The sequence below is a fragment of the Bernardetia aquimarina genome, assembly GCF_042180575.1.
In the GTDB taxonomy this organism is placed as follows: domain Bacteria; phylum Bacteroidota; class Bacteroidia; order Cytophagales; family Bernardetiaceae; genus Bernardetia.
Window position 1 is genome coordinate 2,074,024 of the sequence record NZ_CP170094.1, and the last position, 13,477, is coordinate 2,087,500.

At 34.2% G+C, this 13,477-nt stretch carries 12 protein-coding genes and 2 rRNA genes (1 of these 14 cut by a window edge); 8 read left to right on the plus strand and 6 right to left on the minus strand.

Annotated elements, in window-relative coordinates; all coding sequences use genetic code 11:
* Nucleotides 1-55: 55 nt before the first annotated feature.
* Together ACE193_RS08735 and ACE193_RS08740 are read right to left on the minus strand one after the other, a co-directional pair.
* Complete coding sequence (locus ACE193_RS08735) at nt 56-820, minus strand: VWA domain-containing protein (protein ID WP_375562614.1); 765 nt, start codon at nt 818-820, stop codon at nt 56-58.
* A gap of 188 nt (nt 821-1,008) precedes the next feature.
* Nucleotides 1,009-1,167, minus strand: a complete 159-nt coding sequence (locus ACE193_RS08740; RefSeq protein WP_375562615.1) for a hypothetical protein — start codon at nt 1,165-1,167, stop codon at nt 1,009-1,011.
* 165 nt (nt 1,168-1,332) lie between these two features.
* Here ACE193_RS08740 and ACE193_RS08745 point away from each other — a divergent pair, with 165 nt between their 5' ends.
* Both ACE193_RS08745 and ACE193_RS08750 read left to right on the plus strand, forming a co-directional pair.
* On the plus strand, nt 1,333-2,433 hold the full coding sequence (locus tag ACE193_RS08745) for an AI-2E family transporter (protein ID WP_375562616.1): 1,101 nt from the start codon (nt 1,333-1,335) through the stop codon (nt 2,431-2,433).
* Between the two features lie 122 nt (nt 2,434-2,555).
* The gene (locus tag ACE193_RS08750; protein ID WP_375562617.1) at nt 2,556-3,818 is read left to right on the plus strand and encodes a proline dehydrogenase family protein; all 1,263 of its coding nucleotides are present in this window, start codon (nt 2,556-2,558) and stop codon (nt 3,816-3,818) included.
* Nucleotides 3,819-4,065: 247 nt separating this feature from the next.
* Here the strand turns inward: ACE193_RS08750 and ACE193_RS08755 are convergent, their stop codons facing one another.
* Nucleotides 4,066-4,932, minus strand: a complete 867-nt coding sequence (locus ACE193_RS08755) for a hypothetical protein (protein ID WP_375562618.1) — start codon at nt 4,930-4,932, stop codon at nt 4,066-4,068.
* Nucleotides 4,933-5,124: 192 nt separating this feature from the next.
* Here ACE193_RS08755 and ACE193_RS08760 point away from each other — a divergent pair, with 192 nt between their 5' ends.
* Both ACE193_RS08760 and ACE193_RS08765 read left to right on the plus strand, forming a co-directional pair.
* The gene (locus tag ACE193_RS08760; protein ID WP_375562619.1) at nt 5,125-5,865 is read left to right on the plus strand and encodes a DUF2459 domain-containing protein; all 741 of its coding nucleotides are present in this window, start codon (nt 5,125-5,127) and stop codon (nt 5,863-5,865) included.
* Nucleotides 5,866-6,003: 138 nt separating this feature from the next.
* Nucleotides 6,004-6,717: a carboxypeptidase-like regulatory domain-containing protein gene (locus ACE193_RS08765; protein ID WP_375562620.1), complete on the plus strand. Its 714-nt coding sequence runs from the start codon at nt 6,004-6,006 to the stop codon at nt 6,715-6,717.
* A gap of 126 nt (nt 6,718-6,843) precedes the next feature.
* On the opposite strand, the gene ACE193_RS08770 is transcribed toward ACE193_RS08765, so the two are convergent.
* Nucleotides 6,844-8,238 (minus strand): HlyD family secretion protein, encoded by a 1,395-nt coding sequence (locus ACE193_RS08770; protein ID WP_375562621.1) that lies wholly within the window; start codon nt 8,236-8,238, stop codon nt 6,844-6,846.
* Nucleotides 8,239-8,665: 427 nt separating this feature from the next.
* Here ACE193_RS08770 and ACE193_RS08775 point away from each other — a divergent pair, with 427 nt between their 5' ends.
* From ACE193_RS08775 to ACE193_RS08790, 4 genes are all read left to right on the plus strand, one after another.
* Nucleotides 8,666-9,127, plus strand: a complete 462-nt coding sequence (locus ACE193_RS08775; RefSeq protein WP_375562622.1) for a CBS domain-containing protein — start codon at nt 8,666-8,668, stop codon at nt 9,125-9,127.
* Nucleotides 9,128-9,273: 146 nt separating this feature from the next.
* A complete protein-coding gene (locus tag ACE193_RS08780; RefSeq protein ID WP_375562623.1) occupies nt 9,274-9,483 on the plus strand; it encodes a (4Fe-4S)-binding protein in 210 nt (69 codons plus the stop codon).
* Between the two features lie 249 nt (nt 9,484-9,732).
* Nucleotides 9,733-10,347, plus strand: a complete 615-nt coding sequence (locus tag ACE193_RS08785; RefSeq protein WP_375562624.1) for an ISAs1 family transposase — start codon at nt 9,733-9,735, stop codon at nt 10,345-10,347.
* A gap of 19 nt (nt 10,348-10,366) precedes the next feature.
* On the plus strand, nt 10,367-10,576 hold the full coding sequence (locus tag ACE193_RS08790; protein WP_375562625.1) for a hypothetical protein: 210 nt from the start codon (nt 10,367-10,369) through the stop codon (nt 10,574-10,576).
* 112 nt (nt 10,577-10,688) lie between these two features.
* Here ACE193_RS08790 and rrf read toward each other — a convergent pair.
* Nucleotides 10,689-10,799, minus strand: a 5S ribosomal RNA gene (rrf, locus tag ACE193_RS08795).
* A 125-nt stretch (nt 10,800-10,924) separates the two neighbouring features.
* Nucleotides 10,925-13,477 (minus strand): 23S ribosomal RNA (locus tag ACE193_RS08800); it runs 336 nt beyond the window's last position.

Here is a 13,477-nt window from a genome sequence, read left to right on the forward strand (position 1 = left end):
ATTGCAAAATTACAAAAAATAACTAGAAAATGATTTACTAATTTGTTTGCTATTCTTATTTACTGTTAAGAAGAAACGAAATTTCTTCTGCTATCTTACTCATTTCTTCAAAACTCTGTGCATGGTAATATTTTCCATTCGTAAAAATACTAATTTGCTTCAAAGAATCGTCATTATATGGACTTTTGATAGTAATATGTTCTTGGTCTGGTGTGGTAATAGATGCTTCCCCACCATGTCCTACACCAATTGAATAGACTTCAACATTACGTTTACTGGTCAAAAGTAAAGCACGTTTGAAAATATTATCACTCTCCGAAGTTGCACCATCACTAAAAATAATAATTTTTCTATTGGTAGAACCCAAACGTTCGAATTCTTTTATAGAAGTATCAAGAGCTTCTCCAATAACAGTTCCTGTTCCATCTACCAAATCTGTCGTAATTTGCTCTAAAAGTTGATATAAATCTTGTGATTCATCCCCCAAAGGAGCATAAACCATAGATTCACCTGCAAAAAGAACAATGCCATAACGTGCCGTTGGATGTACGCTCATGAGCTGTTGTGCAGCCGACTTTACAGCTTCTAATCGGGTAGGCATTACGTCCTCTACTTTCATAGAAGAAGAAACATCAATCGCCAAAATTACGTCCATGTGTTCTTCTAAAACGATTTCTTCTTTTACTTCTTCTGTCGTAATACTATCTACTGCACTTTCATCTTGAGCATAAGAATTGTTTATTAGAAATAATGAAAAAAATAATAATGAAAAAATAGCTAGTTGTTGGATGGATTTTTGAAATTTATTAGGATAAATCATTGAATAGTTTTTTAGTAGATAAATAGGAATTGGTTAGAAAAATAAATTATCAATCTAACATCAAATTTAGGACTTTACAAATAAAAAATTGACTTAAAATACTACAATTCTAGTTCAAAAATCAATCCGAATTCATACTAAATAAATAATGTAGAAACTTAGTTTTTCTTAAATTTCTACTTGTCGGTTTACATTTTCAACAAACCTTTCCATACTTCGCTCCATTCTACCTTAAATCCCCCCAAAACCAAAATTGCACCAGCAGCCAATAAAGCCACAAAAAGCAAGGCTAAAGTACGGATGGTTTTTTGAGATAAAATAAAAGATTTTTGTTTATTACTTTTCATCAGAGATAACATGTTAGACGTATATAATTTTCTACAAATTACTTAAAAAACGAAGAAATAAGAAAAATTACTCTTTTCTATCTAGTTTTTTGCAAGAAATTTTTGTCAATAGTAAATTAACGCTGATTTAATCTGTATTTTTGTCAAAAAAAACGCAATCAGAAAATGATAAGACGCTTAGTTATTTTTTACTTAATAATTCTTCCAATTTTAGCTATTTTAGCTACTTTTAGTTGGTTTTTTTCTACGATTGTGGGTTATTTTGTAGTTGCAATGGTTTTTAGTGCTATTCTTCAAACGCCTACCAATTATATTAGTCAGATTCAGATTGCAGGAATTCAGTTGCCTCGTGCTGTTGCAGTGATGCTTTCTTTCTCTATTTTTGCTGGTATTATTGCTCTTTTTGTTTTGCTTTTTATTCCTTTAGTTTCCGAACAAATAGAGTTTATTTCAGCCTTAGATTATAATTCACTTTTTGAGAATATTATTTCTCCTATCGATTATATAGAAAAATTTTTGATAGAAAGACAATGGGTCAAGGAAAAAGAAGGTTTTTTGATGGACGGAATTCAAGATTATTTTTTCTCTTTTTTTGCAGAAATGAAAATTGGAAATGTAATCAATGAGATTCTTTCGACTACAAGTAATATTTTTATAGGGACACTTTCAGTCATGTTTATCTCCTTCTTTTTGCTTTACGAAAAAGGACTTTTTAGAAGGAATATTATTGCGCTTATTCCAAATGCCTATTTTGAAGTTTCGATAAGTGCTATTTATAAAATTGAAAAACTACTTTCTAATTATCTTTTTGGACTTCTGATTCAGATGTTTTCTATTTTTACATTGGTTTCGATTGGTCTGATGGTTTCAGAAGTAAAATACGCTGTTACGATTGCTATTTTTGCAGCCATTGCAAACCTTATCCCTTATATAGGACCTATTTTAGGAGCTTCTTTTGGTCTAATTGTTTCGCTTTCTACTCAACTTCAACAAACTCAAGATACTGCATTTTCTATTTTAGCAATCAAAGTAATTATCGTATTTTTGATAGTTCAATTTTCTGATAACCTTCTTCTTCAACCCATCATTTTTTCAAGAAGTATAAAAGCACATCCTTTAGAAATATTTAGTGTCGTTTTTATGGGGGCTGCTCTAGCTGGTGCTGTGGGGATGGTTTTTGCCATTCCTGTCTATACTATTTTGAGAGTTACGGCTTTGGAGTTTTGGAAAGGTTATAAAGAATATCGTATCTTTAATAAAGGATAAAAAATAATTACGAATTACGAAATAAACATGCAACGAAGCTAATTAAAAATTACGTATTCAGAACAAAAAAAACATATCTAACTCATTACTGACAACTATTTAACAGGTAACTGATTACTATTATGGATTCAAATTCTACACAAAATCAGCAAAGTCTGTCTGATTTATCTGCCTTAGAAATTATTCAGATGGCAAAAGAACATGTTTCTTTTGATGATACTGAAATAGCTTTTGCTACTCGTTCGGATTTTGATTTAAAAAAGATGAATTTGCTTTTTTGGACAATGAATAACTCTACCCTTGTAGATTCAGGAACACCACTTTTGAAGTTGGCTTTCAAAATCAAACTCCCTTTTGTAAAACCAGTTGTCAAGAACACACTCTTTGAACATTTTTGTGGTGGCGAAACCATCGAAGACAGCGAAAGAACAGTCATACAACTCACTCAAGCAGGTATCGGAACAATCTTAGATTATTCTGTAGAAGGAGAAAAATCTGTAAAAGGTTTTGAGAAAACAAAAAGCGAAATAATCAGAACCATAGAAAGAGCAAAAGGAGATGAAAACATTCCTTTTTGTGTTTTTAAAATTACAGGAATTGGACACTCCAAAATTTTAGAAAAAGTACAAGCAAAAGAACCTTTGAATACTGAAGAAAAAGACGGTTGGGAAAATTTGAATAGGCGATTGAATGAAATTTGTGAAACAGCTTATCAAAACAATGTTCGTCTTTTTATAGATGGAGAAGAAACTTGGTTTCAAGATACGATTGATGATTTGACGTATCAAATGATGCAAAAGTACAACAAAGAAAAAGCTCTAATTTATAATACCTATCAAATGTACACTATCGATAGACTTGAAAAGCTCAAAACAGCCTATCAAAATGCAGTTGAAGGAAATTATTATGTAGGTGCAAAACTTGTTCGTGGAGCATATATGGAAAAAGAACGCAAACGAGCAGAAGAAAAAGGATATCCAGACCCAATTCAACCCGATAAATTAAGTACAGATAGAGATTTTGATGCAGGAATGGAATTTTCGGTAGAAAATAGAGAACGTATAGCTCTTTGTGCAGGAACTCATAACGAACTCAGTTGTTATTCACTTGTTATTTTGATGGACAAACACAACATCGAAAAAAATGACCCTAATTTTTACTTTGCACAACTTTATGGAATGAGTGATAATATGTCAAATAATCTAGCAGCAGCAGGATATAATGTAGCAAAATATGTTCCTTATGGTGCAGTAAAAGATGTTATGCCGTATCTTATACGAAGAGCAGACGAAAATACAGCCATTGCAGGACAAACTAGCCGAGAGTATTTATTGATACAAAAAGAAATCGAACGTAGAAAATTGGTAAGACAAATTAAATCGTAAAACGATAACGATTGCTAAGGTCAGATTACTACCCATTATCAATGTTAATTAATTAAAATCTTCCCATACTACTAGACAAAAGTATAAGTTATACCTTTTATATAGGTCAGTCTCGTAGAGCAGACCGTTTATAATCTTTCAGTAAACGGTCTGCCCTTTGGGACTGACCTATTTGTATTTTCTAAAAAATTAGTATGAATCTTCCCTTAACAGTCGTTTGGTAATCCGAAAGTTGTTAAGGGAGAGATTAATACAAAAGCACATTTTCATTTTCTGTTTCCCACTTTCGCAATTTTATACGGTCTTGATAAGGTAGATTTCTGACAAAAATATTTACTTTTTCATCAAATTGAACCAAACTATGAAGAAGTTGATTGATTTGATTTACAGAAGAAAGTGAGGTAGAAAACTCATACATTTTATTTCCTTTTTTTACAATCTGAAAACTATATGCATTACTAGCATAAATCAAATTGATAGCTAAAATTGATTTCAAAATTATTCTGACATCTTTTTTTACGCCTTTAAAACGAATTGATATATATTTTTGATGAATTTCTATACTATCAATTTCTTTTTTGTTGCTGGAAGGTGTAAACAATTTTTTGTCTTTAAAAAACATGTTTTTTATTCCAATGGTCATTATGGCTACAAAAGTAATTCCTATTGAAAGAGGAGCAACTCCTCCAAACATGGTCAAAAAAATCAAAATGACAGAAATAGCAATTACCCAAATAGAAAAAGTATTTTTTTGATAAAACGAACGCTCATCAGCAACTACTGGTGCATTCATAAAGTGATTATCAGTTTCAGTTAATAACTCATTACCATAAGAATTAGAAATTTTATCGTTACACTGAATAACATACAAAGGAGGACGAGTAACACTACTAATTTCTAATTTTTCAGATGAAGGAAACTTTCCTAGTGTTTCAGTCTGATTACAATGTGTTTTGTCTAAATATAGCCACGTATCTTTCAAAAAGGCAGATTTGCAGACAGCACAAAAAACAATTTCATCGCCTTCTTTTATATCATCACCAGTAATAGGGTCGCTTCTGTTTTCATTCAGAAATGTTTGATGCCTAGGATTTTGTATAATATGAGTGTGCATAAATCTGTGTTTTGATTTTACTTTATTCTGAATAAGCTAGAAAACGTAGTTTTTTACCATTGTATTTTCGAAAATACGAAAAACTAAATAGATTTTAAACTTTAAGCTCTCTTTTAATGGCTAATATTTATGGAATTTTGAGAATAAAAGCATCTAACAAGAAAATTTAATTACAACTTAATTCTTACAAAAATGAGCCATAAAAAAAACTATTTTTCCTGTTTCTTGCGTTGGAGTCTCAAATTTATCTTTTTTAGTATTGCCTTTTATCTTCTTGCTGTGCTAATTGGAGGCTATATTTGGACTATAAACCCAAAAGAAATAAATTCTGATAAAGCAGTAAATCAACTACAAAATGATATAGAAATTTATGTTACTTCAAATGGATTTCATACTGATATTGTTATCCCTATTCAAAGTGAAACTATTTTTTTCAAAACGTTAAGTCAAGATTCTCTTATCAATTCTTATTTTACAAATCCAATTCCTTATAAATGGCTTTCTATTGGTTGGGGAGATAAAGGGTTTTATAATGATTCATACAATGGAAATTTTCCGTCTGTTTCTTCCTGTTTGAATGCTGCTTTACTTCCTTCTGAAACACTGATGCACTTAGATTTTTATAGAAATAATTTGAGAGAAGGCGAAAATTGTAAAAAGATAACGTTAAAAAAAGACGAATATCAAAGTTTGTTGCAACACATTGAGAGTAGTTTCCGAACTGTAAGAGAAGATACTGAAAGTAAAATCCCTAAATTTGTTCGCCTGCCACAAAAAGGATATTCCAATTCAGATTATTTTTTCGAAGCAGAAGGTAGTTATCATTTATTTTATACTTGCAATAGTTGGACAAATGAAGGACTAAAGAAATCAAATCAAAAAACGGCTTTTTTTGCTCCTCTAGCACAAACTATCTTGTATCATTTGAATTAAAAATTACAAAAAACTAATACGAACCTAACAAAAAGATACAAAAATCTCTTATCTTAGTAGAATCAATTTACTAAAACGATACTTTCAGACTTATTCATTTTTTGAATTCAATGAAAAAGAAACACTAACTCATTAGCTATGAATCAAATTACAAATCTTACTAGACATTCTATTACAAATGCTTTCTTTAAATATGGAATTGCTCTATTATTTATATTAGTTTCTACGACTTATTTTTCATCTTTTTCTTTCGGACAAGGAGAAAATCAAATGGTTCGTTTTTCAGGAATTGTAGTAGAGGGCGATAGTTCGTATGGAGTATCTGGAGTTCATATTTATATCCCTAGAGCTGGGCGAGGAAGTGTTACTAATGCACTCGGTTATTTTACGATGCCAGCCATGGAAGGCGATACAGTTATGGTCAGTGCAGTAGGTTATAAAAGTTCTCAAATTGTGATTCCTAAGCGTGGAGAGCCTCTGTATTCTGTTTTTATAGATTTGAAAGAAGATGTCAAAATGCTAAATGAAGTCGTAATTTTGCCTTATTCTAATGCTAGGGAATTCAAAGATATGGTTTTGGCAATGGATACTTCAGACCCACTTATTGAGCAAATGAAAGAAAATCTCAATAGTGAAAAATTAAATCAGATGGCTGCAAATATGCCTATGAATGCCACTTCGAATTATAGGTATTTGATGCAACAAAATCTTAATGCAAGAAATAATAAATTCTTTGCACCTTCTATTCCTCTTCTGAATCCATTTGCTTGGTCTAAGTTTATTGAATCGATCCGAAATAAGGATTATAAAAAACCACTACGAACTACAAGTGGTAGTAGTACAGGAAATTAAAATTCTATATAACAGATTTTCTCTTCTGTTAAATCTGTTATAAATAAACAAAAAACTCTTTCTATTGAGTTGTTTTTGGAAAGAGTTTTTTGTTCTAAAAAAATAAATTCGTAATTCTACCAAAAGCTATCTTTTCAATTTAGAATCATATTCCATCTGTTCTACTTTGTCTTTTTCCTCTTTGCTTCCATAATCACTTCCCTCAACAGGTAAAGGAGGAAACGCATTAAGTTGTCGCCATAACTCATACCAAATAGGAACTTCATTGAGCATTGCCCAGCCATAAACACCACTTCCTACACGTAAAGCTGCTGGCCAACCTTCTTCATCTTGTGTATCAGGAACTACCAAAATACGATATTTGTTTTTTGTGTTAATATAATCAATAACAGCTATTTTTCCACCAAAAGTACCTACTGTTGCAGACTCCCAACCCGAAAAAACAAGCGAAGGCCAACCATCAAATTGCAAACGAACATGCGTACCACGTTGAAGCAAAGGAACATCATTTGCCGAGACATACAACTCTACTGCAAGCTGTGGATTTTCGGGCATAATAGTAACAAGTGCTTGCCCTTCTTTTACAATTTCTCCAATTCCAGTCAGTAAAGATTTCACAACATAACCAGATTGAGGCGCACGAATAATGTAATTAGACTTTCTGACTTCTACATTTGTAAGTTCGTTTTGAAGTTTAGTGAGTTTTTGCTCATTTTCATTTACATACGCAAGTGTCGAACTTTTATCAGACATTGCTTTTGCAATTTTACTCAAATAAGCAGCTCGTTTAGATGAAACTTCCAAAACTGTATTAAGATATTCGTTTCTTGTAGTAGCTAATTTGTTTTGAGCAGAATTGAGTTTTGCAGTCGATTCTTTAGCTTTAAGCTCTTTATTTTCTAAATCTGTTTTTGAAGTAAGTCCTTTTTTAAATAACTCTTGTTCACGCTGATATTGATTAATAGCATTTTGATACTGCGTTTCGATGGCTACCAAATCAGCACTATCTATCGTAATTTTGTAGCGTAGTTGTTCTACTTTATTTTTTGCTTGATTTACCTCCAATTCCATAGCTGCTTTATCGGCTGCAATTTGTTGGTCTAGTGCAGTTGCTTTATCTTCCAAAGAACCGATTGCATTACCTTGAGCATCAATTTGACTCGCCATTCTATCAGTTAGATTTGGGTCAAAGTAATAATCTTTTATTTCAGAAATACGTGCTATTGTATCTCCTGCATTGACAAACTGCCCTTCTTGCACATGCCATGCCTCTATACGTCCTCCTATTACAGGATATACTTTTTGAGGTCTGTCCTCTGGACGAAGTGCTGTAAGCTGCCCAAAACCTGCAATATTTTGTTGCCAAGGAAGAAACAAAAATGCAATTCCTGCAATAAAAATTCCTAGCGACCAATAAGCAACCACTTTTCCATAACGAGGTGTTTGTAAGAGTTCGAAAACATAAAAATCTTCAAATAACTTATCACCCTCTGGCATTCTTTCTTTTGAAATTCCTAACATAGTTTTACAATAATGCAGTTTTATATAAATTTTTCTTTTAAAATAATCAAATTTAAAAGTATTACTATCAAAGATAATCATTTTACCTTTAAAGCATTCAGTTGATTTTTAAAAAATGAATTTATTTTTTCCTAAATTTTATAAAAATTTATTCTAAGACAGTTATACAAACTCCAAATACAGGCATAGTGTTTTAATAAACTTTGTCTTTTAAAAAGCTACAAAACATCTGTTTTCAAAACATACAAACCTATTTTATCAACTTTACCAAATTTAATTTTGAATTATCACTTTTTTAAGTTAAATTAGTATAGAAAAAGTTAAAAACTTTTTTTATTATTCACTAAATATTCAAATAAGCAATTACCAAATAAACCTCACAATTACCTTTTCATTTTTCACAAACTTAAACATCAAATTAGACTCTATGAATTTTACACCCAAAAATACAGCAAATGATAAAGGAGCAACTACCAAAACGTATCCTTCTGTAACTCGTTATATGGCAACTAATTTAATTACTTTTAGTCCAGAACAGCCTGTTTCGGAAGTAATTGATATTTTTTTAGAAAAGAAAATTTCGGGTGCGCCTGTACTCAATGAAAATCAAGAATTAGTAGGAATTATTTCTGAAAAAGATTGCTTGCGTGTGATGATTGGTTCGGCGTATCACAATCAACCTATAAGTATGGGAAAAGTAGCTGATTTTATGACACGCAACGTACAAACAGTTTCAGAAGATCAAGATGTTTTGGATATTGCACAAGCATTTTTAAATACTCCTATTCGTCGTTTTCCTGTTTTGAATAAACAAGGAAAAGTTATTGGACAAGTTAGTCGTAGAGATATTTTGAGGGCTGCCGATGTTATTGAATCTACCACTTGGTAGGAAATAAACTATGAAGTTAAATTTTAGAAGAAAGAAATAATTATTTACTCTGAACTAAGATTTTATTAAAACCTATTTTTGTTCTACTAGAAATAGGTTTCTTTTTGAGCTATAATTTGAAAAATTCACCAAAAAAACAACTTATTATGAATGATAAAAAGGAATATTCAAACGGAGAAATAACAGTAGTTTGGCAAGCTCACAAATGTATTCATGCTGGTGAGTGTGTAAAAGCATTACCTAGTGTTTATAAACCAAAAGAGAAACCTTGGATAACCGTAGAGAATGCCACAACAGCAGAGTTACAAGCACAAATCAGCAAATGTCCGTCTGGAGCTTTGACTTATACACCATAACTTTTGGTTTTATTTTTTCATTATACAAGATTAAGTTTGGTGTTAGAAGTCTAACTGTCAGACACTTTATAAAAATATCTGATAGTATTGAAAAGGTCAAAAACTAGGTTAAACGCACGAAATTTTTCTGTGTCCATTTAAAGGAAATCAAGCTAGTTTTTGACTTTGTAAATTGATATTACTCTGACAAATAAAGTTTGTTTTTGAGTTACTAGAAAGCTATTAAAAATTTCGTGCGTTTGCCCTACTTTGATAGAAGAAATTGATATTACTAATGCACTTGTTAGTATTGATGCCATAGGTTGTCAAACACATATTACTTCTCAAATCGTAGATAAAAAAGGACATTATTTATTAGCTGTAAAGAAAAATCAAAATAACTTATTGGAAGATATAGTTTGTAGTTTTAAAGCTACTAAATCAGTAGATTTATCAGAAGAATGGGAATATGAGCGAGGACGTTTTGAAACTAGACAATGCAGTTTATTGTCTGCACAAGAAGTACTCTTGGATGAAACTCTCCAGCAATGTAAAAACATAAAAACCCTTATACACATAGAATCTAAGCGAATTATTGGAGATAAAGAAACCCTTCAAATACGTTATTACATTAGTGATAAAGAAGGAAATGCAGCTTATTTTAATCGTTTAGTAAGAGAAAGATGGGGAATAGAAAATGGACTTCATTGGCATTTAGATGTTACTTTTGATGAAGATGCTTGTCGTGTTAGAACTGAAAATTTAGCTACGTTGAGGAAAATTACATTGCAAATAATTGAACAACAAGATGATAAATTAAGTCTAAAAAAAAGACGTGTAAAAGCTGCTTATGATGTAGAATATCTTAGAGAATTAGTAGAATAAATTTCGTGCGTTTGCCCTAATGATAAATAAAGAAACTCTAGCTCATTTTGAAAATGAAATAATAGAAGGGAAAAAACTACTCCTTATAATTTACCTTACACAAAAGGAAATTAAATTATATGACCATCTACAAGCAAATAATCTTCATTTAGAACAAGAGAAAATAGCACATTCATTTGCAGAACAAGAAATTGAAAAATGTTGTCAGTATTTGAATAATCCCAAATAACTCTGCCAACATTTTACATACAAAAAAAAGCCTTTATAACTACTTAGTTACAAAGGCTTGTAATTTTTGTTTCCAACACAAATACATTTTATTATGTATCTGTCCATATAAGGACGGGCGATGACCTACTCTCCCACGAATAGCGCAGTACCATCGGCGCAATAGGGCTTAACGGCTCTGTTCGGAATGGAAAGACGTGTACCCCTATGCTATAATCACCCTTTTTCTTCTGTAAATACATACAGTCGTATGTATCTACCAATTTCTTAAAAAGTTCTTTAACAAAGTAAGGTGTATAGTACATTCTAAAAACTACGACTGCTTGTTTGCATATCAAACAGCCTACACTAACAAAAGACTACTGAGAAATTAGTATTGCTCAGCTCCATTTATTTCTAAACTTCCACCTGCAACCTATCTACGTCATCATCTATAACGTCTCTTAAGGGAAATCTCATCTTGAAGTCAGTTTCGCACTTAGATGCTTTCAGTGCTTATCTGTTCCAAACGTGGCTACTCAGCTATGCAGTTAGCACCACAACTGATATACCAGAGGTTTGTCCAACTCGGTCCTCTCGTACTAAAGTCAGATCTTCGCAAATTTCCTACGCCCACAACAGATAGAGACCGAACTGTCTCACGACGTTCTGAACCCAGCTCGCGTGCCACTTTAATGGGCGAACAGCCCAACCCTTGGGACCTTCTCCAGCCCCAGGATGTGACGAGCCGACATCGAGGTGCCAAACCTCCCCGTCGATATGAGCTCTTGGGGGAGATCAGCCTGTTATCCCCGGAGTACCTTTTATCCTTTGAGCGACGGCCTTTCCACACAGAACCGCCGGATCACTATGCCCTACTTTCGTACCTGCTCGACCTGTTTGTCTTGCAGTCAAGCTTCCTTATGCCATTACACGCTACATACGATTACCAACCGTATTGAGGAAACCTTGGGAAGCCTCCGTTACACTTTCGGAGGCGACCACCCCAGTCAAACTACCCACCACGCACCGTCCCTTTATTCAAGGTTAGATGACAAATACAGAAAGGGTGGTATTTCAACAATGACTCCAACACGCCTAGCGACGCACCTTCAAAGTCTCCCACCTATCCTACACATTCTGTATTCAACAACTATGCGAAGCTATAGTAAAGGTTCACGGGGTCTTTTCGTCCCGTTGCGGGTAATCGGCATCTTCACCGATACTTCAATTTCACCGGAATCATGGTTGAGACAGTGTCCAAGTCGTTACACCATTCGTGCAGGTCGGAACTTACCCGACAAGGAATTTCGCTACCTTAGGACCGTTATAGTTACGGCCGCCGTTTACTTGGGCTTCGATTCAAACCTTCGGATTACTCCTAAGCTCCCCTCTTAACCTTCAAGCACCGGGCAGGTGTCAGGCATTATACTTCATCTTACGATTTCGCAATGCCCTGTGTTTTTGTTAAACAGTCGCTTGGACCTTTTTATTGCAGCCGCTTATATCGCTATAAGACGGCACCCCTTCTCCCGAAGTTACAGGGTAAATTTGCCTAGTTCCTTAACCATGAATCTTCCGAGCGCCTCAGGATTCTCTCCTTGACTACCTGTGTCGGTTTGCGGTACGGGCTACTTAAATTAACGCTAACGAGGATTTTCTTGGAAGCTATTATGTAGATTATCAACGCCCCCGAAGGTTTGTCGTACTATTGCCTAATCCAATCTCTAGCGGATTTACCTACTAAAAACCTTTGCGTTTCGGCTTTAACGTCCATTTCTGTCAGAACGCACTACATTATTTACTCCGTCTCCCCTAGCAATTTAAGCGAGGTACAGAAATATTAATCTGTTTGCCATCGGAATCGCCCTTCGGCTTATCCTTAGGTCCCGACTAAACCTGAAACGATTAGCGTTGTTCAGGAAACCTTAGTCTATCGGCGAGGGGGTTTCTCACCCCCTTTATCGTTACTCATTCCTACATTTGCTTTTCTAAACGCTCCACTTTCATTCACAATCCAGCTTCGACGCATTCAGAATGCTCTTCTACCACTATATATTCAAAAACATATAGTCCATAGCTTCGGTAATAGATTTATGCCCGTGTATTATCGACGCCCAATCACTCGACCAGTGAGCTGTTACGCACTCTTTAAATGAATGGCTGCTTCCAAGCCAACATCCTGGCTGTCTCCGTAATCGGACCACCTTAGGTCAACTTAATCTATATTTGGGGACCTTAGCTGATGGTCTGGGTTCTTTCCCTCTCGGACTGCGACCTTAGCACCACAGCCCTCACTCCCGTGAAACATTTGTATGCATTCGGAGTTCGTCAAGATTTGGTAGGATGTGACTCCCCCTAGTCTTATCGGTAGCTCTACCTCACACAAACTATCAACGAGGCTGTTCCTAAAAACATTTCGAAGAGTACGAGCTATTTCCTAGTTTGATTAGCCTTTCACCCCTACCCACAGTTCATCCCAAGACTTTTCAACGTCAACGGGTTCGGTCCTTCACTTTGTGTTACCAAAGCTTCAACCTGACCATGGGTAGATCACTAGGTTTCGCGTCTACCCCAACTAACTACACGCATTATTCATACTCGCTTTCGCTTCGGCTGCAACACTGAGTGTCTTAACCTTGCTAGTTAGGTGTAACTCGTAGGATCATTATGCAAAAGGCACGATGTCAGGACATTAACGTCCCTCCAACCGCTTGTAAGCGCACGGTTTCAGGTCTTTTCACCCTCCTATTCGGAGTACTTTTCACCTTTCCCTCACGGTACTGGTTCACTATCGGTTTCTGAGGAGTATTTAGCCTTAGCAGATGGTGCTGCCAGATTCAACGGGAATTTCTCCAGTTCCCGCCTACTCAGGATACTCGCCATTATAAACTCGGTACTCATACTAGACTTTCACTATCTA